At 73.5% G+C, this 22263-nt stretch carries 27 protein-coding genes; 15 read left to right on the top strand and 12 right to left on the bottom strand.

Annotated elements, in window-relative coordinates; all coding sequences use genetic code 11:
* Positions 1–8: 8 nt before the first annotated feature.
* Positions 9–464 carry a guanyl-specific ribonuclease gene (locus tag ACR807_RS29710; protein ID WP_438924755.1) on the top strand — a complete coding sequence of 152 codons (456 nt, stop codon included), beginning with the start codon at positions 9–11 and terminating at the stop codon, positions 462–464.
* Positions 461–733 (top strand): barstar family protein, encoded by a 273-nt coding sequence (locus ACR807_RS29705; protein ID WP_438924754.1) that lies wholly within the window; start codon positions 461–463, stop codon positions 731–733. Before ACR807_RS29710 ends, ACR807_RS29705 begins: the two co-directional genes overlap by 4 nt.
* A gap of 3 nt (positions 734–736) precedes the next feature.
* On the opposite strand, the gene ACR807_RS29700 is transcribed toward ACR807_RS29705, so the two are convergent.
* From ACR807_RS29700 to ACR807_RS29650, 11 genes are all read right to left on the bottom strand, one after another.
* Positions 737–1510: an enoyl-CoA hydratase-related protein gene (locus tag ACR807_RS29700; RefSeq protein ID WP_438924753.1), complete on the bottom strand. Its 774-nt coding sequence runs from the start codon at positions 1508–1510 to the stop codon at positions 737–739.
* A 195-nt stretch (positions 1511–1705) separates the two neighbouring features.
* Complete coding sequence (locus ACR807_RS29695; protein ID WP_438924752.1) at positions 1706–2437, bottom strand: sirohydrochlorin chelatase; 732 nt, start codon at positions 2435–2437, stop codon at positions 1706–1708.
* Positions 2438–2484: 47 nt separating this feature from the next.
* Positions 2485–3363: an ABC transporter permease gene (locus tag ACR807_RS29690; protein ID WP_438924751.1), complete on the bottom strand. Its 879-nt coding sequence runs from the start codon at positions 3361–3363 to the stop codon at positions 2485–2487.
* Positions 3344–4129: an ABC transporter ATP-binding protein gene (locus ACR807_RS29685; protein ID WP_438924750.1), complete on the bottom strand. Its 786-nt coding sequence runs from the start codon at positions 4127–4129 to the stop codon at positions 3344–3346. Before ACR807_RS29685 ends, ACR807_RS29690 begins: the two co-directional genes overlap by 20 nt.
* A gap of 22 nt (positions 4130–4151) precedes the next feature.
* Positions 4152–5234, bottom strand: a complete 1083-nt coding sequence (locus tag ACR807_RS29680; RefSeq protein WP_438924749.1) for an ABC transporter substrate-binding protein — start codon at positions 5232–5234, stop codon at positions 4152–4154.
* 25 nt (positions 5235–5259) lie between these two features.
* Positions 5260–6606 (bottom strand): sulfate adenylyltransferase subunit 1, encoded by a 1347-nt coding sequence (locus ACR807_RS29675; protein ID WP_438924748.1) that lies wholly within the window; start codon positions 6604–6606, stop codon positions 5260–5262.
* On the bottom strand, positions 6607–7515 hold the full coding sequence (gene cysD, locus ACR807_RS29670; protein ID WP_438924747.1) for a sulfate adenylyltransferase subunit CysD: 909 nt from the start codon (positions 7513–7515) through the stop codon (positions 6607–6609).
* Positions 7512–8213: a phosphoadenylyl-sulfate reductase gene (locus tag ACR807_RS29665; RefSeq protein ID WP_438924746.1), complete on the bottom strand. Its 702-nt coding sequence runs from the start codon at positions 8211–8213 to the stop codon at positions 7512–7514. The genes cysD and ACR807_RS29665 overlap by 4 nt, the downstream gene beginning before the upstream one ends.
* Entirely contained in the window at positions 8210–8368 is a 159-nt protein-coding gene (locus ACR807_RS29660; protein WP_438924745.1) for an Insertion element protein, read from the bottom strand. Before ACR807_RS29660 ends, ACR807_RS29665 begins: the two co-directional genes overlap by 4 nt.
* A 36-nt stretch (positions 8369–8404) precedes the next feature.
* The gene (locus tag ACR807_RS29655; protein WP_438924744.1) at positions 8405–10087 is read right to left on the bottom strand and encodes a nitrite/sulfite reductase; all 1683 of its coding nucleotides are present in this window, start codon (positions 10085–10087) and stop codon (positions 8405–8407) included.
* A 113-nt stretch (positions 10088–10200) separates the two neighbouring features.
* Positions 10201–10287, bottom strand: a complete 87-nt coding sequence (locus ACR807_RS29650; protein WP_360453279.1) for a putative leader peptide — start codon at positions 10285–10287, stop codon at positions 10201–10203.
* A gap of 94 nt (positions 10288–10381) precedes the next feature.
* On the opposite strand from ACR807_RS29650, the gene hemW reads away from it, so the two are divergent.
* The 3 genes from hemW to ACR807_RS29635 all read left to right on the top strand — a co-directional run bounded on the left by hemW (position 10382) and on the right by ACR807_RS29635 (position 13226).
* Positions 10382–11596: a radical SAM family heme chaperone HemW gene (gene hemW, locus ACR807_RS29645; RefSeq protein ID WP_438924743.1), complete on the top strand. Its 1215-nt coding sequence runs from the start codon at positions 10382–10384 to the stop codon at positions 11594–11596.
* A gap of 119 nt (positions 11597–11715) precedes the next feature.
* On the top strand, positions 11716–12564 hold the full coding sequence (locus tag ACR807_RS29640; protein WP_438924742.1) for a hypothetical protein: 849 nt from the start codon (positions 11716–11718) through the stop codon (positions 12562–12564).
* 23 nt (positions 12565–12587) lie between these two features.
* Positions 12588–13226 carry a hypothetical protein gene (locus ACR807_RS29635; protein WP_438924741.1) on the top strand — a complete coding sequence of 213 codons (639 nt, stop codon included), beginning with the start codon at positions 12588–12590 and terminating at the stop codon, positions 13224–13226.
* Here ACR807_RS29635 and ACR807_RS29630 read toward each other — a convergent pair.
* Entirely contained in the window at positions 13219–13968 is a 750-nt protein-coding gene (locus ACR807_RS29630; RefSeq protein WP_438924740.1) for a GNAT family N-acetyltransferase, read from the bottom strand. The genes ACR807_RS29635 and ACR807_RS29630 overlap by 8 nt on opposite strands.
* A gap of 110 nt (positions 13969–14078) precedes the next feature.
* Here ACR807_RS29630 and hrcA point away from each other — a divergent pair, with 110 nt between their 5' ends.
* The 10 genes from hrcA (at position 14079) to ACR807_RS29580 (ending at position 22205) form a co-directional block, all read left to right on the top strand.
* Positions 14079–15101 (top strand): heat-inducible transcriptional repressor HrcA, encoded by a 1023-nt coding sequence (hrcA, locus tag ACR807_RS29625; protein WP_438924739.1) that lies wholly within the window; start codon positions 14079–14081, stop codon positions 15099–15101.
* An 88-nt stretch (positions 15102–15189) separates the two neighbouring features.
* A complete protein-coding gene (gene dnaJ, locus ACR807_RS29620) occupies positions 15190–16341 on the top strand; it encodes a molecular chaperone DnaJ (protein WP_438924738.1) in 1152 nt (383 codons plus the stop codon).
* Positions 16338–17072, top strand: a complete 735-nt coding sequence (locus ACR807_RS29615) for a 16S rRNA (uracil(1498)-N(3))-methyltransferase (RefSeq protein ID WP_438924737.1) — start codon at positions 16338–16340, stop codon at positions 17070–17072. Before dnaJ ends, ACR807_RS29615 begins: the two co-directional genes overlap by 4 nt.
* A 139-nt stretch (positions 17073–17211) precedes the next feature.
* Positions 17212–17979 (top strand): alpha/beta hydrolase family protein, encoded by a 768-nt coding sequence (locus ACR807_RS29610; RefSeq protein ID WP_438924736.1) that lies wholly within the window; start codon positions 17212–17214, stop codon positions 17977–17979.
* Positions 17980–17993: 14 nt separating this feature from the next.
* Entirely contained in the window at positions 17994–18335 is a 342-nt protein-coding gene (locus ACR807_RS29605) for a histidine triad nucleotide-binding protein (RefSeq protein ID WP_438924735.1), read from the top strand.
* A gap of 250 nt (positions 18336–18585) precedes the next feature.
* Positions 18586–19671: a PhoH family protein gene (locus ACR807_RS29600; RefSeq protein ID WP_438924734.1), complete on the top strand. Its 1086-nt coding sequence runs from the start codon at positions 18586–18588 to the stop codon at positions 19669–19671.
* Between the two features lie 4 nt (positions 19672–19675).
* Positions 19676–20239: an rRNA maturation RNase YbeY gene (ybeY, locus tag ACR807_RS29595; RefSeq protein ID WP_438924733.1), complete on the top strand. Its 564-nt coding sequence runs from the start codon at positions 19676–19678 to the stop codon at positions 20237–20239.
* Positions 20240–20249: 10 nt separating this feature from the next.
* Complete coding sequence (locus ACR807_RS29590) at positions 20250–21548, top strand: hemolysin family protein (RefSeq protein WP_438924732.1); 1299 nt, start codon at positions 20250–20252, stop codon at positions 21546–21548.
* Complete coding sequence (locus tag ACR807_RS29585; protein ID WP_438924731.1) at positions 21541–21873, top strand: cytidine deaminase-like protein; 333 nt, start codon at positions 21541–21543, stop codon at positions 21871–21873. The genes ACR807_RS29590 and ACR807_RS29585 overlap by 8 nt, the downstream gene beginning before the upstream one ends.
* The gene (locus ACR807_RS29580) at positions 21873–22205 is read left to right on the top strand and encodes a (2Fe-2S) ferredoxin domain-containing protein (protein ID WP_438924730.1); all 333 of its coding nucleotides are present in this window, start codon (positions 21873–21875) and stop codon (positions 22203–22205) included. Before ACR807_RS29585 ends, ACR807_RS29580 begins: the two co-directional genes overlap by 1 nt.
* The last annotated feature ends 58 nt before the right edge of the window (positions 22206–22263 follow it).

The following is a 22263-nucleotide window of genomic DNA, read 5'->3' as shown; positions in this document are numbered from 1 at the left end:
CTCTGGGGGTGACCCCCGCACGTCGTCTCACCGTCGCACTGCTCGGCCTGATCGCGCTGGTCCTGATCGGGTACTTCGTCCCCGGCCTGACCGGTCCGGACGACGCGCCGCCGAGCACCACCGGCACCACCCCGGCCTCCGCGCCGGCGAGCGCCGTGCCCGGCGCGGAGGCGTCGCGGCTGCCGGTCGAGGAGCTGTCCGACCTGCCGGCGCAGGTCCGCGCGACGTGGGAGCTGGTGGAGCGGGGCGGGCCGTTCCCGTACCCGCGCAACGACGGCGTCGCGTTCCAGAACCGCGAGCAGCGGCTGCCGCGCGAGTCCGGCGACTACTACCGCGAGTACACCGTGCCCACGCCGGGCAGCGACGACCGCGGCGCGCGGCGGCTGGTGACGGGCTCGGCCGACGAGGTCTACTACACCGGTGACCACTACGCGTCGTTCGTCGTCGTGGACGTGACCCGGTGAGCACCCACCGCCACCACGTGCGGTCCGGCGCGCGGTCGAAGCGGGCCGCCATCGCGGCCGTCGCCGACGCGCTCGACTTCCCCTCGTGGTTCGGGCACAACCTCGACGCGCTGCACGACGCCCTCACCGACCTGTCGTGGCTGCCCGAGGGCGAGCACGTGCTGGTGTGGGAGGGCGGGAACGCCGAGGTGGAGGCGGTGCTGGCCGACGCGGTCGCCCGCACCGCGGAGGTGGGCGACCGCGTGCTGACCGTCGTCTACAGCGACTGACCCTCAGTCCCGCGGCACCCAGCCCGCCCTGCGCTTCTCGACGAACGCGGCGATGCCCTCCTGGCCCTCGGGGCCGCCGAAGTGCCGCGCGGACAGCTCCAGCATGTCGGCGAACACCTCGCCCAGGTCGCTCGACCGGGGCTCGCGGAGCATCCGCTTGGTGGCGGCCAGCGCGGTCGGCCCGCCCAGCGCCAGCATGTCCGCGTAGCGGGCGACCTCGGCGTCCAGCCCGTCGGCGGGCACGGCCGAGTTGATCAGGCCGATCTCCGCGGCCCGGGTCGCGGTGAACGTCTCGCCGGTGAGGAACAGCTCGTGCGCGGCGCGCGGCAGCAGGCGGGGCAGCACGGTGACCGAGATGACGGCGGGCACCACGCCGATGCGGACCTCGCTGAACGCGAACGTGGCCGTGTCGGCGGCGACCGCGATGTCGCAGGCGGCGACCAGGCCGACGCCGCCCGCGCGGGCCGGGCCGGCGAGCCGTGCGACGACGGGCTTCGGGCTGGTCCAGATCCGCTCCAGGATCGCGGGGAACTCGTTGACCCCCTGCTCGCCCGCGCTCGCGCCGCCCGCCTCCTTGAGGTCCATGCCGGAGCAGAACACCGGTCCGGTGTGGCTCAGCACGACGACGCGCACGGCGTCGTCGTCGACGGCCGCCGCCAGGTGGGCGGTCAGCTCGGCGCGCAGCCGCGTGGACAGGGCGTTGCGGTTGCGGGGGGAGTCCAGCGTGATCGTCGCGATGCCACGCCGCACCTCGTAGTGGACCAGCTCGTCTGCCATGGGCGGCACTCTACGGTCCCGTTTTCCCGACGACGGCGATCCACCTCGCTGTGCACGACGGCCTGACCGCCGCCCGGCACGCCTCCACCGACCGCGTCTCCGCGCGGGTCGACGTGGCCGACCCGCGCACGACCCCGGACGTGGTGGAGCGCCTGATCGCGGCACCGGACGAGGAGGGCGCCCGACGCCGCGGGGCTAGGCGCTGCGGGCCAGCCGGGACGTCGCCGCGGCCTGGTAGCGGTGCAGCACGAGTTCCGCGACCTCCGGGTCCGCGCCCAGGGGCGGGGCGACGACGGCGTCCTCGCCGGCCAGCCGCGCCACCCGGTCGGGCAGGAACCCCGGCGCGAGGAACCACGAGGCGACCGCGACGCGCCGGGCGCCCCGCGCGCGCAGTCGGGCCACAGCGGTGGGGACGTCCGGCGACGCGGAGGACGCGAAGGCGGCCTCGACGCCCGCCCAGCCGGAACCGGCGGCCCAGCGGGCGGCGATCGAGGACACCAGGGCGTTCGCCGGGGCGTGCGACGAGCCCGCGCCCGCCAGCACGACGCCCAGCGACCGGTCGCCGGAGCGCACGCCCACCGAGGCCAGCCGGCGCAGGGCGGCGGACTCCAGGCGCGGGTCGGGGCCCAGCACGTCGGAGATCGTCACGTCCAGCGCGGGCACCCGCGCCTCGGCGACCGCGCCCGGCACGTCGACCCGCGCGTGGAACGCCCGGCCCAGCAGCAGCGGCACGACGACGGCCGAGCGGTGCCCGTCCGCGCGCGCCGACCGCAGCACCTCCCCCAGCGGCGGCACCGACAGGTCCAGGAACGAGGCCCGCACGTCCAGCCCCGGCCGCAGCGCCCGCACCACGTCCAGCAGGGCGTGCACGGTCGCCGCCGAGCGCGGGTCCCGGCTGCCGTGGGCCACCGCGACGAGCGCCGTCACAGCCCCGCCCCCTTCACAGCCCCGACCCCTTCACAGCCCCGCCCCCGTCACAGCGCCCCCGTCAGACCACGCGCCCGGAGCACCGCCCGCTCCAGCGGCCGGAACACCAGCAGCTCGATGCCGACGCCGACGAGCAGGATGAGGAAGATCGCCGCGATCACCATGGAGATGTCGTTGAGCGACGACCCGTTGTGCAGGTACTGGCCCAGGCCCTCGCCCAGCTGCGGCGAGGTGGCGATGATCTCCGCCGCCATCAGCGACCGCCAGGAGAACGCCCAGCCCTGCTTGAGGCCCGCCAGGTAGCCGGGCAGCGCCGCGGGCAGCAGGATGTGCCGGGCCGCGGCGACCTTGCCCGCGCCGAGCGCCTGGCCGACGCGCGGCAGCAGCGGCGGGATCTGGTCCACGCCGGACACCAGGCCGTTGGCGATCGACGGCACCGAGCCCATCAGCACCACGAAGTAGATCGTCGACGGGGTCGCGCCGAACCACAGGATGCCCGCGGGCACCCACGCCACCGACGGCAGCGACTGGAGGCCCGTCAGCAGCGACCCGATCGCGGCCCGCACCACCCGCACCTTGGCGATGAGCAGGCCCAGCGGCGTGGCGATCAGCACGGCGGCGAGGAAGCCGAGCACGGCCCGGTGCACCGAGGTCCACAGCACCTCGACGGCGCGGCCGGACTCGATCGCCTCGGCCACCGAGCCCCACACCGCCGAGGGCGACGGCAGCTGGTACTCCGGCCAGAACGCCAGCGCCCACAGCCCCTGCCACACGCCCAGCAGCAGGGCGAACGCGATCAGCGGCGGCAGCGCCGTGCGGACGAACCGCTTCCCCAGCGACGGCCGCTGCTCCTGCGTGGGCGCGTCGAGGGCGTCGAGACCGGCGCCGACCGCCGCGAGGTCGTTCTCAAGCCGCGGCGTGGCCACTGATCACCTCCCGCAGGTGGGTCGTGATGTCGTCGATCAGCGTGGCCTCGTCGCCCGAGGTGGTGTCCCACTCGCGCACCACGCGGCCGGGCCGGGAGGACAGCAGCACGACCCGCTGCCCCAGCCGCACGGCCTCGCGCACGTCGTGGGTGACGAACAGGATCGCGGTCTCCGTCTCGCGCCACACCCGCACCAGCTCCGCCTGGAGCACGTCGCGGGTGATGGCGTCGAGCGCGGCGAACGGCTCGTCCATCAGCAGCAGGCCGGGCGTGCCCTCCTCGGCGCTGCCCAGCGTGGACGCCAGGGCGCGCGCCAGGGCGACGCGCTGGCGCATGCCGCCGGACAGCTCGTGCGGCCGCTTGTGCCCGGCGCCGGCGAGCCGGACGAGGTCGAGCAGCTCGCTCGCCTTCTCCCGGCGGGGGCCGCGCTTGAGGCCCGCGAGGCGCAGCGGCAGCTCCACGTTGCGCGCGGCGGTCAGCCACGGCATCAGGGCCGCCTCCTGGAACATCACGGCGGGCCGCGACGTGGTCAGCGCGATGGTGCCCGAGGAGGGCGCGTCCAGCCCGGCGACGAGGTTGAGCAGCGTGCTCTTGCCGCAGCCGGACGCGCCCAGCAGGCACACGAACTCGCCCGGCGCGACCCGCAGGTCGAGGCCGTCGAGCGCGGAGACGGCCGCTGCGCCGTGGCCGAAGACCTTGCGCACGCCGGACAGGGTCACCGCCGCGTCCACGGTGGCGGTGGCCGAGGGCTCGAGAGTGGCGGTCATGGTGTGCCTGCCTTCCCCTGGGTTACTTCTTGTCCAGCCCGGCGGCGTCCACGGTCGGCTTGCCCGCCGCCGAGAGCACCTTGTTCAGCAGCGTGAAGTCGACGAGGCCCGCCACGTCGGCGGCCTCCTTCGCCACGCCCGCCGTCACCGCGTCCTCCGCCAGCCGCGGGAACGACTTGGCCTGCGGGTCGAGCACCAGCTCGATGCCGTCGAACGCGCGGTCGAGCACCGGCTCGCCCAGCGACTTGCCGGTGAGGGTCTTGAGCGCGTTGTTGACGACCTGCTTGGCCTCGACCTGGTTGTCCCGCCCGAAGTCCGTGGCGGCGAGGTGGCCGCGCAGCAGGGCCTCGACGGTCTGCGGGTGCTCCTGGAGGAACTTCGTGCGCACGATCAGCACGGTGGTCGGGAACTTCCCGTCCTCCCACAGGGTCTTCTCGTCCAGCAGCACCTTGGCGCCCGCGTCGAGCACCAGCCGCGACGACCACGGCTCCGGTGCCCACGCGCCCTGCACGTCGCCGCGCTTGAACAGGTCCAGCGACTGCGCGTTCTCGGTGTTGGTGACGTTCACCTGGTCGGGACCCGTGCCGATGGCGAGGCCCTGGTCGGACAGCCACTTCTTCAGCGCCACGTCCTGCGTGTTGGCGAGCTGCGGCGTGGTGATGACCTTGCCCTTGAGGTCGGCCGGGGAGTTGATCTCCGGCTTCACGACGAGCTGCGCGCCGCCGGACGTGGCGCCCGCGACGAGCCGGATGGCCTCGCCGTTGGACTTGGCGTAGGCGTTGATGGCCGGGCCGGAGCCGATGAACGTGGCGTCCAGCGACGCGCCGAGCAGCGCGTTCACCGCCTCCGGGCCCGCGTTGAACGTCTGCGTCGTGAGCTTGGTGGAGCCCAGCTCCTTCGCGAACAGGCCCTTGTCCACGCCGATCAGCGCGGCGGCGTGCGTGACGTTCGGGAAGTACCCGAGGCGGATCTCGGTGGCGGCGCCCTGGTCCGCGGCGGGTGCCGCGGCCTCCTCGGCGCGGTCGACGCGGGAGCACCCGGCGAGCGCCGTGAGTGCGGTCAGTACGGCCAGTGACGTGGTCAGGAGGGTGCGTCTGGTGCTCACGGCGGCGGGTGCCTTTCGGGCTGGGTCAGGGACCGGGGGAGACGAGGGCGTGGTCGTCGGGTGTCGGGGCGGTGTCGCCGCCCCCGGTACAGCTGTCCACGCCGGTCGGTTCCGGCAGCGGCGCCCCGACGAGCCCGGCGGCCAGCGTGCTGCCGTCGGCGGCGTCGATGACCAGGAACGACCCGGTGCGCCGGTTGCGCGTGTAGTCGTCGAGGGGGATGGGTTCAGCGGTCCGCACCACGACCTGGCCGATCTCGTTGAGGGCCAGCGAGGCGGGCGCGTCGGTGCTGGCGAGCCGCTGCTCGTCGAACCGGGTGCGCAGCTCGGTGACGATCGCCTGCACGGTGCGCGTGCCGTGCTTGACCAGCACCCGCGCGCCGGGCGCGAGGGGCTTCTCCGCCAGCCAGCACACGGTGGCCTCGAACTCGTCGGTCACCGTCGGCGGCACGGCCGCGGCGGCGATCAGGTCGCCGCGCGAGACGTCGACGTCGTGCGCGAGCAGCAGCGTCACCGACCGGCCCGCCTCGGCCTCCTCCAGCGGGCCGTCGGCGGTGTCGATGCCGGTCACGGTCGTGCGCAGCCCGCCCGGCAGCACGGCGACCTCGTCGCCGACGCGCACCGTGCCCGCCGCGACCTGGCCCGCGTAGCCGCGGTAGTCGGGGTGCTCGGCGGTGCGCGGCCGGATCACGTACTGGACGGGGAACCGGAACGGCGCGTCGTGCGGGTCGGAGTCGACCGGCACGGTCTCCAGGTGCTCCAGCAGCGTCGGCCCGTCGTACCAGGGCGTGCGCTCCGAGCGGTCCACCACGTTGTCGCCGGCCAGCGCGGAGACCGGGATGCCCACGACGGCGTCCTCGGCGTACCCGAGGGCGGTGGCGTGCGCGGTGAACTCCTTGGCGATGCGGGAGAACGTCACCTCGTCGTACCCGACCAGGTCGATCTTGTTGACCGCCAGCACCAGCCTCGGCACGCCCAGCAGCGCGAGCACGGCCGCGTGCCGCCGGGTCTGCTCGATCACGCCCTTGCGCGCGTCGACCAGCAGCACGCCGAGCTGCGCGGTGGACGCGCCGGTCACCGTGTTGCGGGTGTACTGGACGTGGCCGGGGGTGTCGGCGAGCACGAAGGACCGGTTCGGCGTGGCGAAGTAGCGGTAGGCCACGTCGATGGTGATGCCCTGCTCGCGTTCCGAGCGCAGGCCGTCGACCAGCAGCGACAGGTCCGGGGTGGCCAGGCCGCGGTCGGCGCTGGCGCGGTGCACCGCGTCCAGCGTGTCCGCGAGCACCGACTTGGTGTCGTAGAGCAGCCTGCCGACGAGCGTGGACTTGCCGTCGTCCACGCTGCCCGCCGTGGCCAGCCTCAACAGGTCGCTCATCTAGAAGTACCCCTCCCGCTTGCGGTCTTCCATGGCGGCCTCGGACAGCCGGTCGTCCGCGCGGGTCGCGCCGCGCTCGGTGAGGCGCGACGCCGCCACCTCCGCGATGACCGTCTCGATGTCGGCGGCGTCGGACTCGACCGCACCGGTGCACGAGCCGTCGCCGACGGTGCGGTAGCGCACGGTCTTCTCGACCTTGACCTCGCCGTCGCGCGGACCGCCCCACGGGCCTTCCGCGAGCCACATGCCGTCGCGCAGGTACACCTCGCGCCGGTGGGCGTAGTAGATCGACGGCAGCTTGATGCCCTCGCGGGCGATGTAGTGCCACACGTCCAGCTCGGTCCAGTTGGACAGCGGGAACACGCGCACGTGCTCGCCGGGGCGGTGCCGGCCGTTGTAGAGGTTCCACAGCTCGGGCCGCTGGCGGCGCGGCTCCCACTGGCCGAAGGAGTTGCGCAGGCTGAAGATCCGCTCCTTGGCGCGGGCCCGCTCCTCGTCGCGCCGGCCGCCGCCGAACACCGCGTCGAACCGGTGGTTCGTGATCGCGTCGAGCAGCGGCACGGTCTGCAGCGGGTTGCGGGTGCCGTCCGGGCGCTCGGCGAGGCGGCCGTCGTCGATGTAGTCCTGGACCTTCGCCACCTCCAGGCGCAGCCCGTACCGCGCCACCACGCGGTCGCGGAAGTCGATGACCTCCTCGAAGTTGTGCCCGGTGTCCACGTGCAGCAGCGGGAACGGGACCGGCGCGGGCCAGAACGCCTTCACCGCGAGGTGCAGCAGCAGCGTCGAGTCCTTGCCACCGGAGAACAGGATCACCGGCCGGTCGAACTCGCCCGCGACCTCGCGGAAGATGTGGATCGCCTCGGACTCCAGGCGGCCGAGCGCGTCCAGTGCCGTCGTCGTGGCGGTCATCCGTGCAACCCGCATTCTGTCTTGGCCAGCCCGGCCCACCGGCCGCTGCGCGGGTCGGAGCCCGGCAGCGGCTTCGCGGTGCACGGCGCGCAGCCGATGGAGGGGTAACCGGCCTGCACCAGCGGGTTCTCCAGGATCCCGTGGTCGGCGATGTAGGCGTTGAAGCGCTCGTCGCTCCACGCCGCGATCGGGTTGACCTTCACCAGCCCGTTGCGCTCGTCCCACTGCACGACCGGGGTGTTCGCCCGGGTCGGCGCGTCGACCCGGCGCACGCCGGTGACCCACGCGTCGTACTTCGCCAGGGTCCGCCGCAGCGGGACGACCTTGCGCAGCTCGCAGCACCGGGTCGGGTCGGTGCGGTTGAGGGGGCCGAACTCGGCCTCCTGGTCGGCCACCGACTGCTCGGCGGCGGCGTTGACGACGCGCACGCCGGGGTAGACCAGGTCCACCGCGTCCCGCGTACCGATGGTCTCGGCGAAGTGGTAGCCGGTCTCCAGGAACAGCACGTCCACGTCCGGCTTGACCTTGGTGGCCAGGTCGACCAGCACGGCGTCCTGCATGTTCGACGCGACGATCCAGCTCTCGCCGAACGTGCGGGCGGTCCACGCCAACGCCTCCTCGGCGCTGGCGTCCGCCAGCTCGACCGAGGCGGCCCCGGCGATCACCTTGAGCTCCTCGACCCTGGTGGGGGCGGTCATCGCTGCACCTCCTGGGGAAGGTTGAGACCCACGAACTTGACCGTGAACACGCGGCGGCAGGCGGCGCACAGCCACGAGTGGCCCGGCTCCTCCTGCGGGCGGAGGTCCTCGTCGCCGCAGTAGGGGCAGTAGAAGGGCGTGGCGCGCTCACTCATGGCCGCCTCCGCGGGGGCACGTGCGTCGACGGGCGGTCATTTCAGGTCACCCTCGTCCGCCCGCGCGACCCACTGCGCGAACCTCTCCTCCGGCTCCCGCTTCGCCACGAAGTTGCGCACCACGCGCTCGACGTAGTCCGACAGCTCGGCGGCGGTGACCTTGTGCCCGCGCAGCTTGCGGCCGAACCCGGCGTCCAGCCCGAGGCCGCCGCCCAGGTGCACCTGGAAGCCCTCGACCTGGCGGCCGTCCGCATCCGTGACGATCTGGCCCTTGAGGCCGATGTCGGCGGTCTGGATACGGGCGCACGAGTTCGGGCAGCCGTTGATGTGCACCGAGACCGGCTCGGTGACGCCGGCCACGACGTCGGCCAGCCGGGTCTCCAGCGCGGAGACCAGCTCGACCGCGCGGGCCTTGGTCTCCACGATCGCGAGCTTGCAGAACTCGATGCCGGTGCACGCCATCACGCCCCGCCGCCACGGCGACGGCTCGGTCTGCAGGCCCAGCTTCGCCAGGTCCGCCTGGAGCGTCCGGACCTCGGCCTCCGGCACGTCGAGCACGACCAGCTTCTGCTGCGGCGTGAGCCGGACCCGCGCCGACCCGGCGCGTTCCACGACCTTGGCCACCTCGACCAGCGTGGAGCCGGACACCCGGCCGGCGATCGGGGCCGCGCCGACGTAGAACAGGCCGTCCTTCTGCCGGTGCACGCCGATGTGGTCGCGCGGCACGGCGGGCACCTCGGGCGCGGGGCCGTCGACCAGCCTGCGCTTGAGGTACTCGTCCTCCAGGACCTGCCGGAACCTCTCGGGGCCCCAGTCGGCGACCAGGAACTTGATCCGCGCGCGGTGGCGCAGGCGGCGGTAGCCGTAGTCGCGGAAGACGCTGATCACGCCCTCCCACACGTCCGGCACCTCGTCGAGCGGCACCCACGCGCCCAGCCGCTTGCCGATCATCGGGTTCGTGGACAGGCCGCCGCCGACCCACAGGTCGAAGCCCGGCCCGTGCTCGGGGTGGTCCACGCCGACGAACGCCACGTCGTGGATCTCGTGCGCCACGTCCGGCAGGCCGGAGATCGCGGTCTTGAACTTGCGCGGCAGGTTCGAGAAGCGCGGGTCGCCGATGTAGCGGCGCAGGATCTCGTCGATCGCCGGGGAGCCGTCGAGCACCTCGTCCTCGGCGATGCCCGCCACGGGGGAGCCGAGCACCACGCGCGGGCTGTCGCCGCACGCCTCCATCGTGGTCAGGCCCGCGTCCTCCAGCTTGCGCCAGATCGTCGGGACGTCCTCGATCCTGATCCAGTGGTACTGGATGTTCTGCCGGTCGGTGATGTCGGCGGTGTCGCGCGCGTAGGTCTGCGACAGCTCGCCGAGCAGCGCGAGCTGCTGCGTGGTGAGCCGGCCGCCGTCCACGCGGACGCGCAGCATGAAGTACTCGTCGTCCAGCTCCTCCGGCTCCAGGGTGGCCGTGCGGCCGCCGTCGATACCGGGCTTGCGCTGGGTGTAGAGGCCGTACCAGCGGAAACGTCCGCGCAGGTCGGCCGGGTCGATGGAGTCGAACCCGCCGTGGGCGTAGATGTTCTCGATCCGCGCCCGGACGTTGAGCGGGTTGTCGTCCTTCTTGCTCCGCTCGTTCGGGTTCAGCGGCTCGCGGTAGCCCAGCGCCCACTGCCCCTCACCTCGGCGCTGCTTCGTGCGCTGAGGCGTCGTCGTCGGGGGGACCATCCTCGTCCTCCGGGGTTTCGGGGCGCTGGTGCGCGTGCGAGTCCCGGCAGAACCGTGGTGGGGGTCTCGTCAGCGCACCCGGCGCCGACGGGAACAAAAAATACGGGCGCGGGTTATGCCGAACGACGGCACATCGCGCTGGAGACACGACGGAAGTCGACGTGGCGGCGGACCACCAGGCGCACTCCGGTCGATGTCATGGGGATGAGGGTGCCACGCGTCCACCTCGTGGTCCACCGTCATCCGCATCGTGGGACGAGGGTCCCGCGCCTGGTAAATGGGACAATGGCGGCCATGCCCTCCGCTCTGCCGACCGGCGACCCCGCGCCGCCCGACGGCTCACTCCCCGTCACCGCCCTCGCCGGGATCGGCTCCCGGCCCTTCGGCGTCTACGTGCACGTCCCGTTCTGCGCGACCCGGTGCGGCTACTGCGACTTCAACACCTACACCGCCGGTGAGCTGGGCACCTCCGCCTCGCCGCAGTCGTGGCTGGAGGGGCTGCGGCGCGAACTGGACCTCGCCGCGACCGTGCTCGGCACCGCCCCGCCGGTCGAGACGGTGTTCGTCGGCGGTGGCACTCCGTCACTGCTCGGCGCCGGCGGGCTGGCCGACGTCCTCGACGCCGTGCGCGCCTCGTTCGGCCTCGCGCCGGGCGCGGAGGTCACCACCGAGTCCAACCCCGAGTCCACCTCGCCGTCGTTCTTCGCGGACATCCGTGACGCCGGCTACACCCGGGTGTCGCTCGGCATGCAGTCCGCGGCCCGGCACGTGCTCGCCGTCCTCGACCGCGCCCACACCCCCGGCCGCCCCGTCGCCGCGGCCCGCGAGGCCCGCGAGGCCGGGTTCGAGCACGTGAACCTCGACCTCATCTACGGCACGCCCGGCGAGTCCGCCGACGACCTCCGGGCGTCGCTGGACGCCGTGCGCGACGCGGGCGTGGACCACGTGTCGGCCTACGCCCTGATCGTCGAGGAGGGCACCGCCCTGGCCCGCCGGGTGCGCCGGGGCGAGCTGCCGATGCCCGACGACGACGTGCTCGCCGACAAGTACGAGCTGGTCGACGCCGCCATGACCGCCCAGGGCCTGCGCTGGTACGAGGTGTCGAACTGGGCCGCGTCCGACGAGGCCGCCTGCCGGCACAACCTGCTCTACTGGCGGGGCGCCGACTGGTGGGGCGCCGGCCCCGGCGCGCACAGCCACGTCGGCGGCGTGCGCTGGTGGAACGTCAAGCACCCCGCGAAGTACGCCGAGCTGCTCGCAGCCGGCACCTCCCCGGCCGCCGGCCGCGAGGTGCTGACCGACGACGACCGCCGCGTCGAGCGCGTCCTGCTCGAACTGCGCCTGGCCACCGGCCTGCCCCTCGACGTCCTCGACGACGACGGCCGGGCCGAGGCCAAGACCGCCGCCGCCGACGGCTTGCTCGACCCCGCCGCCCTGGACGAGGGCCGCTGCGTGCTCACCGACCGGGGCAGGCTGCTCGCCGACGCCGTCGTGCACCGGCTCACCTGACGACGGTCACGTTCCCCCACCCCCCGCCGATAAAGGCGCATCGGTGAACGGGGAGCGGAATGGTCGAGCAGAACGCACACGCCCACGGGAGCAGCGCCGTCTGCCAAGCGGGGCGTGACATGTACGTCGTCCACAACGATTTCTACGGGAACGCCTCCCAGCCCGCTCCGCTCGACCTCCCGCAGTTGCGCGCGTGGGTCGACCACCTCGCCGTCGACTACGCCGCGCTGATGGCTGCGGTGCCTCGTCGCAAACGGGCGGCGCACGAGCACCGACTGGGCGACCTGCGGGCCGCTCTGGGTGACGCGGACCCCCGACCGGGCCGGGAGGCGGTCCGGGACCTCGTGGTCACCGGCCTGGTCCAGTACCTGGCCATCACCCGGTGCACCACCCCCGTGCCCCTGTCCGAACGGGTGGCGCTGGACGTGGTGGTGTTCGCGCTCTGGCCGGTCGTGCAGGCACCCGCCCTGCCCGACGACTGGGAGTACGACCTGGCGGAACTGGCCTCACCCCGGCTCGCCTCGCTGGTCGTGCAGGCGCGCCGGGGGCTCGCCGCGGGGCATGCGGTGACGAGTGCCCGCTTCACCCGCGCGATCGCGGCCAAACCGCTCTCCCAGGGGGTCCTCGCGCTGTTCGAGGACGTGGCCGACCCCCGGCGCGGGGGCGCGGCGATCACCGCCTTGGCCCTCGCCACCGGATTCCCCGCACCGCCCACCAGGAGGAAGCCGAAGGAGGTGTTCGGCTGGCTCGTCGCGTGCGTCGCCGTCACCGGCACCCCGGACGGGTTTCCGCTGGTCGAATTCACCGACCGGCTCTGGAAGTGGTTGCACGGCGGTGGGGCGACGTTCACCGGAGGTGGTTTCGACCTCGTCGGAACCGGGGTGGCCGGTGGGCACGAGGCGCGATCCGGTGAACCGGGGGCGGGGAGCGACCTGCTCGACGAAATGGCCGACGGCTTGTTCGACTGATCTCGGGAACAACGGAGGAAATCATGTGGGACGTCGTCCGCGCGTTGTTGTTCTCGACGGTGTCGGCCGTCGGGCTGTTCCTCGTGGCCAACCTCTACTCCGTGATCGCGGTCAACGCGTCACCCGGCAGCATCGCCATGACCCTCAGGCTGCGCGGCCTGCTGCGCGCCGCGCCTCGACACGTGACGTTCCGCAACGAACGCGGCAGGGTGCTGGCCCTCGCCTACGACCCGGCGGAGGACGTCGAGGCCGAGCAGCAGGTGTACTTCACCCGGTGGCCGGTCCTGTCCTTCACCCGCTGGTCGGGCGGCAACCGGTCCGCGACGCCCCTGCTGCGCCGGGCCGCCGCGGACCTCGTGCTCCGGGTGAGCCTGTTCCTCGCGGTCGTGCTGCCGGTCTTCGGCCTCACCGGGTGGCTCGCCGTCACCGTCCACTGGACCTGGGTCTACCTGCTGGTGGGACTGGCGGCGCACCACGCCGTCGTGGCGCTGACCGCGAAGTTCGTCTTCTACAAGAGCCTCGGCCTGTTCGCCGGCCTGCTCGCCCTCCTCGTGTTCGACTCGGAGGACTGGTTGCCGTTCCCGTGGGAGGTGGGCGTCAGCCTGCTGGTCGCCTGGCACCTGGTCAGCCTGGGCGTGCTGTTGTGGATCGAGTTCACGTAAGGGTGGCGGACGCCGACTCGCCGACCACCCGGTAGCCCAGCGGCCCGTAGAGGCGGGTCACCTTGTCGTCCGGCTCGGTCTCCAGGAACGGCGCGCAGCCCGCCGCCAGCACCCGCGCGGTCAGGTCGGCGCACACCGCCGAGGCGATCCCGCGCCGGCGGAACGCGGGCAGCACCGCGATGCCCGCCACCTGCGACAGGCCGCCGCGCGGGGCGGTGAACGCGCCCGCGCCCACCGGCTCGCCGGCCAGCCGGGCCAGCACGACCGCGCCGCCGTCCTCGACCAGCGCCCGCTGCCGCGCCACGTCGCCCCCGTCCGCACCGCCGCCGACGCCGAACGCCGCGTTCTGCACCGCCGACGCCGCCAGCAGGTCCTCGTCCGAGGTCGCCGGCGCCACCACCAGGCCCGCCGGGACCGGCGGCGCGACCAGCTCGGCCAGCACCAGCAGCGGCACCGACCGGTCCACCGCGAACCCGGCCGACGCCAGCGCCGCGTCCAGCCCCGGCGCGGGCCGCAGGTACTCCAGCCGGGGCGCCCGCGACCGCTCGCGGAACGTCGACACCAGGTCGGCGACCTCCGCGGGCGTCGGCGCGGCGCCGTCGTCGGGCACCGCGTAGTTCATGTGGGGGTTGTCGCTGTGGGCGTCGAAGTGCACGAGGAACGGCCCCGTGCGGTGGGCGCCGGAGCGGATCGACTCGCGCAACGCGGACTGCACGGCGGAGAGCCGGGGTGAGTTGGGCACGCCCGACGCTAACGATGTGACCGAACCCGGACCAACGATTTTCCCCCGTGCCCGCCGACCTCCGTAAACTCGGGGGGAAGCAGTCCGGATCGTCCTGGAGGTGACGTGCGGTGAACGCCGATGAGCGCAGGTTCGAAGTACTGCGCGCGATCGTCGCCGACTACGTGTCCAACCAGGAGCCCGTCGGGTCGAAAGCGCTGGTCGAGCGGCACAACCTGGGCGTGTCCAGCGCCACCGTGCGCAACGACATGGCCCAGCTGGAGGAGGACGGCTACATCACCCAGCCGCACACCAGCGCCGGCCGCGTGCCCACCGACAAGGGCTACCGCCTGTTCGTGGACCGGCTCAGCGAGGTCAAGCCCCTGTCCTCGCCCGAGCGCAAGGCCATCCAGAACTTCCTGGAGGGCGCCTACGACCTCGACGACGTGCTCCGCCGCAGCGTGCGCCTGCTCGCCCAGCTGACCCGCCAGGTCGCCGTTGTGCAGTACCCGGTGCTCAGCCGCGCCACGGTCCGCCACATCGAGGTGCTGGCCATCACGCCCGCCCGCCTCATGCTGGTGCTGATCACCGACACCGGCCGCGTCGACCAGCGCTCGGTCGACCTCGGCGACGTCATCACCGAGGACAACGTCGCCCGGGTGCGCGCCATGCTCAACGCCGCGATGGTCGGCAAGCGCCTCTCCGACGCCTCCGCCGAGGTCGCCCGGCTGCCCGAGGAGGCACCGGCCGAGCTGCGCGACATCGTGCTGCGGGTCGCCACCGTGCTCATCGAGTCGCTGGTCGAGCACCCCGAGGAGCGCCTGGTGCTGGGTGGCACCGCGAACCTCACCCGCAACGTGGCAGACTTCCCCGGTTCGCTGCGCCAGGTGCTGGAGGCGCTGGAGGAGCAGGTCGTGGTGCTCAAGCTGCTGGCCGCGGCCCGCGACCCCGGCACCATCCTGGTGCACATCGGCGAGGAGAACGAGGCGGCGGAGATGCGCAGCACCTCCGTCGTGTCCATCGGCTACGGCAGCCGGGGCAACCTGCTCGGGGGGATGGGCGTGGTCGGGCCGACCCGCATGGACTACCCCGGCACGATGGCGGCCGTGCGCGCGGTCGCCACCTACGTGGGGGAGATCTTGACCGGACGGTGACGGCGGGGGAGGAACACCGCGGTCCCGCAGGACGTTTGGCAGGCGAGCGCGCGCGTGCGCACGACGCCGCTCGCAGGAGGAAAACACGGTGGCGAGGGACTACTACGGCACGCTCGGGGTCTCCAAGAACGCGACACCCGAGGAGATCAAGCGCGCCTACCGCAAGCTCGCGCGGCAGCTCCACCCGGACGTGAACCCCAACGAGGAAGCGCGCTTCAAGGAGGTGACCGCCGCCTACGAGGTCCTCTCGGACCCGAAGAAGCGGCAGGTCGTCGACCTGGGCGGCGACCCGCTGGAGCCGGGCGGCGGCGGCCGGGGCGGCGGCGACCCGTTCGCGGGCTTCGGTCTCGGCGACATCATGGACGCGTTCTTCGGCGCGGGCGGCGGCGCGGGCGGACGGGGGCCGCGCAGCCGCGTGCAGCCCGGCTCCGACGCGCTCATCCGGCTGTCGATGACGTTGGAGGAGTGCGCGGCGGGCGCCTCGCGGGAGCTGACCGTCGACACGGCCATCCTGTGCGACCTGTGCGTGGGCAGCGGCTGCGCCGAGGGCACGTCCCCGACGCGCTGCGACACCTGCGGCGGGCGCGGCGAGGTGCAGTCGGTGCAGCGGTCCTTCCTGGGCCAGGTCGTCACCGCGCGGCCCTGCCCGGTGTGCCGCGGCCTCGGCGAGGTCATCCCCGACCCGTGCCGCCAGTGCGCGGGCGAGGGCCGGGTCCGCTCCCGGCGCACCATCTCCGTGCAGATCCCGACCGGCGTGGCCGAGGGCATGCGGGTGCGGCTCGCGGGCCAGGGCGAGGTCGGCCCCGGCGGCGGCCCCGCCGGCGACCTGTACGTCGAGGTCGAGGAGGTGCCGCACGAGGTCTTCGAGCGCGACGGCGCCAACCTGCACTGCTCGGTGCACATCCCGATGACGACCGCCGCGCTCGGCGCCGTCCTGCCGCTGGCCACGCTGGACGGCGAGGAGGACCTGGAGATCGAGCCGGGCACCCAGCCGAACACCGTGCTGGTGCTCGCCGGCCGCGGCATGCCCCGGCTGCGCTCCAGCGGGCGCGTCGACGGCCGCGGCGACCTGCACGTGCACCTGGAGGTCGTCGTGCCCACCAAGCTCGACGCCCGCCAGGCCGAGCTGCTGCGCGAGCTGGCCGCCGCCCGCGGCGAGGACGAGCCGACCCTCGCCCACAACGGCAAGGGCGGCGGGGGGCTGTTCTCGCGGCTGCGCTCCGGCCGCGGCCACCGGTGACGCTGCCCGTCTTCCTCGTCCCCGCGCTGCCCGCCGGCGACGCGGTGGTCCTCGACGGCCCCGAGGGCCGGCACGCGGCCACCGTGCGCCGGCTGCGGGCGGGCGAGGAGCTCGTCCTGTCCGACGGCACGGGCGACCAGGTCCGGTGCGTGGTCGAGGAGGCGCTCAAGGACGCCCTGCGGCTGCGCGTCGTCGAGCGCTGGACCGTGCCCGAGCCGTCCGTGCGGGTCGTCCTGGTGCAGGCCCTGGTCAAGGGCGACCGCGGCGAGCTGGCCGTGGAACTGGCCACCGAGGCCGGCGTGGACGCCGTCGTGCCGTGGCGGGCCTCGCGCTGCGTGACCAAGTGGGAGGACGGCCCGCGCGGCGCGAAGGCCCTCGAACGGTGGCGCGCCACCGCCCGCGAGGCGGCGAAGCAGGCCCGGCGCGCCCGCGTGCCGTCCGTCGCCGACCCCGTGCAGACCCCCGGACTCGCCTCACTCGTGTCCTCCTCGGCGACCGCGTTGGTTTTGCACGAATCCTCTTCGCAAGGGATCGGAACGGTTCCGCTGCCGCCTTCCGGCGACGTGCTGCTCGTCGTCGGACCGGAAGGCGGCATCACCGACGGGGAATTGTCGGCGTTGACCGCGGCGGGCGCGCACGTAGTGCGACTGGGACCTGCCGTTCTGCGAGCGTCGACCGCCGCGGCGGTCGCGCTGGGTGCGCTGGGTGTGCTGACCGATCGCTGGCGGTAATGGGGGCTGCTCCCTTCTGGCGAACGCCTGACGCAGGGGTTACGCTCATGGCCAGAGGGGTTGGACGGGTCGCCTGGTCGACCCCTCGGAACGGACTCGCCGGACACCTCCCCCCTCGGTCCGGCGCCGCCGCGTCGCGGTGGGACGACCCCCAGGTCCCACCGCGACGCGGCCCTTTTTGTGCGGAGGCTTTCGGTTGCGCGTCACCTACGGCTCCCACCCGAGCCAGTTCGGCGAGTTTTCCACGCCGGGTGGTGAATCCTTTCCCGTCATCGTGGTAATCCACGGTGGTTTCTGGCACCAGAGATATGGCCTCGAACTCGGCCGCCCCCTCGCCGACGACCTCGTCGCGCACGGCGCGGCGGCGTTCAACATCGAGTACCGGCGCGTCGCGGGCGGCGGCGGGTGGCCCGCCACCGGTGACGACGTGCTCGCCGCCATCTCCGCGCTGCCCGACGACCTCGGTCCCGTGGTGACGCTCGGTCACTCGGCGGGCGGTCACCTGGCCGTGTGGGCCGCCGCCCGGCACCCCCGCGTGCTCGCCGCCGTCGCGCAGGCCGGCGTCCTCGACCTCCTCTCCCACCCGGCGGTCACCCGCCGCGTCGCCGAACTGCTCGGCGGCACCCCCGACGAGGTGCCCGACCGCTACGCCGACGCCTCGCCCGCCGCCTCCCTCCCCCTCGGCAAGCCCCTCGTCCTGGTGCACGGCGAGGACGACGAGGACGTGCCGTTCGAGCAGAGCGCCGCGTTCGCCCGCGCCTCCGGCGCCGAACTGGTCGCCCTGCCCGGCGCGGGCCACATGGACCTCGTCACCGTCGGCACCGCCGCCTGGGCCGCCTGCCGCGACGCCGCCCTGCGCCTGGCGCGCGCCACCGCGTCCGGCGGCTCCGTCGCCCACCCCGGGTGAGTAGCCTGCGGCGCATGTCCGACTGCCTGTTCTGCCGCATCGTCGCCCGGGAGATCCCGGCCACCGTGGTCCACGAGACCGACACCACGCTGGCGTTCCGCGACATCGCCCCGCAGGCGCCCACGCACGTCGTGTTGGTGCCCAAGACCCACGCCCCCGACGCCGTCGCCCTGGCCGCCGCCGCACCCGGCGTGCTCGACGACCTGTTCCTCGCCGCCGGCGAGGTCGCCAAGGCCGAGGGGATCGCCGGCACCGGCTACCGCACCCTGTTCAACACCGGCTCCGACGCGGGCCAGACCGTCTTCCACGCGCACCTGCACGTGCTCGGCGGACGCCGCCTCGGCCCCCTGGCCTGACACCCGCCCGACCTGCGTAAACGGTCCCGGGGCCACCTGCGGGCGCGCCGCGGCGGCCGGGCCGGCGGTGGACCGCGGCACCGGTCCCGGGACCGGGCCGTCCCCGCCGCGCACCCACCAGGCCCGGCCACCGGCGTTCCGGTCGGCCTTACTCCGGTGCGCACCGCCGGTGCCGGCGGCTAGCATCGGTGGAGCAGGTCAAGTCCACCCGAGCACCGCGCGAAGGCGCAGGAAGAGGGCCCGAGGCCACGTGGCCGGTACCGCTGACAACACGCCGCAGGCAGGCCGGGACGCGGCCACCGCCCAGGACGCGCAGTCCAAGTTCTCGGTGCCCGACGGCGCGGTGCTCGCGCTGCTCGGGTCGCGCGACGAGAACCTCCGGCTCGCCGAAGAACTGCTCGACGCCGACGTGCACGTGCGCGGCAACGAGGTCACCCTGTCCGGCCGACCCGCCGACGTGGCGTTCGCCGAACGGGTGTTCTCCGAGCTCGTCACCCTCGCCGGCCGCGGCCAGCAGGTCGGGCCCGACACGGTCCGCCGCACCGTCGCCATGCTGTCCGCGGGCACCAGCGAGTCGCCCGCCGAGGTCCTGAGCCTCGACATCATCTCCCGGCGCGGCCGCACGATCCGCCCGAAGACGCTCAACCAGAAGCACTACGTGGACGCGATCGACCAGAACACCATCGTGTTCGGCATCGGCCCCGCGGGCACCGGCAAGACCTACCTGGCGATGGCGAAGGCCGTGCAGGCCCTCCAGGCCAAGCAGGTCAACCGCATCATCCTGACCCGCCCGGCGGTCGAGGCCGGCGAGCGCCTCGGCTACCTGCCCGGCACCCTGAACGAGAAGATCGACCCCTACCTGCGCCCGCTGTACGACGCGCTGCACGACATGGTCGACCCCGAGTCCATCCCCCGCCTGACCCAGGCGGGCACGATCGAGGTCGCCCCGCTGGCGTACATGCGTGGTCGTAGCCTCAATGACGCGTTCATCATCCTCGACGAGGCGCAGAACACGACGCCCGAGCAGATGAAGATGTTCCTCACCCGGTTGGGCTTCGGCTCGAAGATCGTGGTGACCGGCGACGTCACGCAGGTCGACCTGCCCGGTGGGCAGCGCAGCGGCCTGAAGGTGGTCAGGGAGATCCTCGAAGGCGTCGACGACGTCCACTTCTCCGTCCTGACCAGCAACGACGTGGTCCGGCACCAGCTGGTGGCGGACATCGTGGACGCCTACGACAAGTGGCAGGTCGAGCAGGAGGAGCGCGAAGCCGGGGAGGGCCCCCAGCACCACGCGGGACCCGGTGCGCGGTCGCGTGGGCAGCGCCGGGGACGATAGGCCCGTGAGCATCGAGATCGCGAACGAGTCGGGCGTCGGCGTGGACGAGCCGTCCATCGTCGCCGCCGCCCGGTTCGCCCTGGACCGGATGGGCGTCAGCCCGTTGGCCGAGCTGTCCGTCCTGCTGGTCGAGCTGGACGTGATGGCGGACCTGCACCAGCGCTGGATGGACCTGCCCGGTCCGACGGACGTCATGGCGTTCCCGATGGACGAGCTGGACTCGGCCCGGCGGCCGGACGCGGCCGGGTTGGGGCCCGCCCTGCTCGGCGACATCGTGCTGTGCCCGGACTTCGCCAAGGACCAGGCGAAGAAGGCCGGGCACGGCCTGCTGGACGAGCTGCACCTGCTGACCGTGCACGGTGTGCTGCACCTCCTCGGCTACGACCACGCGGAGCCCGCGGAGGAGCGGGAGATGTTCACCCTGCAGAACCGCATCCTGGGTGACTTCCGGGCGTCGGTGGCGGAGGCGGAGCGCAAGTCGGCCCAGCGCGAGGCGGACTCGAAGCTGCTCGGGGCGGTGGGCCTGGAGGACGCGGAGGGCACCGACCGCCCCGGGTCGACGGCCTGAGGCGGCCGAGGTGGTAGCCGGTAACCCCGGCCTGCTGGTGCTGGCCGTGCTGTTGGTGCTGGCGGCGGGCGCGTTCGCGGGTGCGGACGCGGCGCTGGGCACGGTGTCGAGGGCGCGCGTCGAGGCGTTGCAGCGGCAGGGGCGTTCGGGCACGCGGCAGCTGATCGCGCTGCTGGCGGACCGGCCGCGGCACGTGAACCTGCTGCTCCTGCTGCGGCTGGGCTGCGAGCTGGCGGCGACCGTGCTGGTGACGGTGGTGTGCTCCCGGCTGATCGCGACCGGCTGGGTGGCGGTGCTGGTGGCCGGCCTGAGCATGTTGGTCGTGTCGTACGTGCTGGTGGGCGTGGGTCCGCGCACGATCGGCAGGCAGCACCCGTACGCGGTGAGCCTGCTGGCGGCGGGGCCGATCCGGGTGCTGGGCCGCGTGCTGGGGCCGTTGAGCAAGCTGCTGATCCTGGTCGGCAACGCGATCACGCCGGGCAAGGGGTTCCGCGAGGGCCCGTTCTCGTCCGAGGTGGAGCTGCGCGAGCTGGTCGACATGGCGCAGGAGCGCGGCGTGGTCGACGAGGGCGAGCGGGAGATGATCCACTCGGTCTTCGAGCTGGGCGACACGATCGCGCGCGAGGTGATGGTGCCGCGCACGGAGATCGTGTGGATCGAGTCGGCGAAGTCGATCCGGCAGGCGTTGGCGCTGTCGCTGCGCACCGGGTACACCCGGGTGCCGGTGATCGGGGAGAGCGTCGACGACATCGTCGGCGTGGTGAACCTGAAGGACCTGGTGCGGCTGACGCTGGCCGAGGAGCCGAACGGCGTGTCGGTGGCGGACGTGATGAAGCCGGCGTCGTTCATCCCGGACTCGAAGCCGATCGCGGACCTGCTGCGGGAGATGCAGCTGTCGCGCAACCACCTGGCGGTGGTGGTGGACGAGTACGGCGGCACGGCGGGCCTGCTGACGATCGAGGACATCCTGGAGGAGATCGTCGGCGAGATCACCGACGAGTCCGACACGGACGACCGGCCGCCGGTGGAGCACTTGGCGGACGGGTCGGTGCGGGTGAGCGCGCGGCTGCCGGTGGACGACCTGGACGCGTTGTTCGGCACGGAGCTGGACGACCACGAGGTGGAGACCGTGGGCGGCCTGCTGGCGCAGCGGTTGGGCCGCGTGCCGCTGCCGGGCACGGAGGCGGAGATCGCGGGCCTGCGGATGCGGGCCGAGGGCGGCAAGGACGAGCGCGGGCGGGTGCGCATCACGACGGTGCTGGTGCGCCCGGCGCCGAAGGACGACGACGAGGGAGACGCCGGTGAGTGAGCTGGACCCCGAGGACCTGAAGATCATCACGCTGGCCCGTTCGGCGCGGGCGCGGACCGGTGCGGCGGAGGGCGCGGCGGTGCGCGACACCGACGGCCGGACGTACGCGGCGACCACGGTGGCGCTGCCGTCGCTGCGGCTGACCGCGTTGCAGGCGGCGGTGGCGGCGGCGGTGTCCAGCGGTGCGGAGGGCCTGGAGGCGGCGGCGGTCGTGACGTCGGCCGGGGCGGTGGACGAGGCGTCGGTGTCGGCGGTGCGGGACCTGGCGGCGGGCGCGCCGGTGCTGCGGGCGGACGCGTCGGGCGCCCTGCTGGAGACCCTGTAGTGCGCGACTACGTCACGGTGTGCCGCGGTTGCTGCTGCGGCACGGTGAAGAAGCACCCGGACTTCGACCACGAGGAGCAGGTGCGCCGGTTGACGGCGCTGGCGGCGGCGTCGGGCGGCGCGCTGCGGGTGCGCACGGCGGACTGCCTGGACGCGTGCGAGAACTCGAACGTGATCGTGGTGAAGCCGCGCGGGCAGAAGCCGGTGTGGCTGGGCTTCGTGCTCCAGGACGGGACGATGGACGACCTGGAGCGCTGGCTGACCGAGGGCGGCCCGATGCCGGCGGCGCTGGAGCTGAACCGGATCGCGCCGCCGGCCGCTCAACGCGCCTAGATGAGTAAGTCCAAGGGGTGGTTAGTGGTCGTAGGCGGTCAGTGATCGCTTGACGGGT

It is taken from the genome of Saccharothrix sabaoui, from assembly GCF_051756985.1.
Taxonomy (GTDB): domain Bacteria; phylum Actinomycetota; class Actinomycetes; order Mycobacteriales; family Pseudonocardiaceae; genus Actinosynnema.
The sequence above is the reverse complement of the archived record's forward strand: the minus strand, read 5'-3'. Positions and strand labels throughout refer to the sequence as shown.

Coding starts and splice junctions, on each gene's coding strand:
- ACR807_RS29650 (WP_360453279.1), bottom strand. CDS start 10,287: ATGACATCGACCGGAGTGCGCCTGGTGGTCCGCCGCCACGTCGACTTC.
- ACR807_RS29655 (WP_438924744.1), bottom strand. CDS start 10,087: ATGGTCCCCCCGACGACGACGCCTCAGCGCACGAAGCAGCGCCGAGGT.
- ACR807_RS29665 (WP_438924746.1), bottom strand. CDS start 8,213: ATGACCGCCCCCACCAGGGTCGAGGAGCTCAAGGTGATCGCCGGGGCC.
- ACR807_RS29685 (WP_438924750.1), bottom strand. CDS start 4,129: ATGACCGCCACTCTCGAGCCCTCGGCCACCGCCACCGTGGACGCGGCG.
- ACR807_RS29605 (WP_438924735.1), top strand. CDS start 17,994: ATGTCCGACTGCCTGTTCTGCCGCATCGTCGCCCGGGAGATCCCGGCC.
- ACR807_RS29635 (WP_438924741.1), top strand. CDS start 12,588: ATGTGGGACGTCGTCCGCGCGTTGTTGTTCTCGACGGTGTCGGCCGTC.
- hemW (WP_438924743.1), top strand. CDS start 10,382: ATGCCCTCCGCTCTGCCGACCGGCGACCCCGCGCCGCCCGACGGCTCA.
- ACR807_RS29660 (WP_438924745.1), bottom strand. CDS start 8,368: ATGAGTGAGCGCGCCACGCCCTTCTACTGCCCCTACTGCGGCGACGAG.
- cysD (WP_438924747.1), bottom strand. CDS start 7,515: ATGACCGCCACGACGACGGCACTGGACGCGCTCGGCCGCCTGGAGTCC.
- ACR807_RS29640 (WP_438924742.1), top strand. CDS start 11,716: ATGTACGTCGTCCACAACGATTTCTACGGGAACGCCTCCCAGCCCGCT.
- ACR807_RS29675 (WP_438924748.1), bottom strand. CDS start 6,606: ATGAGCGACCTGTTGAGGCTGGCCACGGCGGGCAGCGTGGACGACGGC.
- ACR807_RS29700 (WP_438924753.1), bottom strand. CDS start 1,510: ATGGCAGACGAGCTGGTCCACTACGAGGTGCGGCGTGGCATCGCGACG.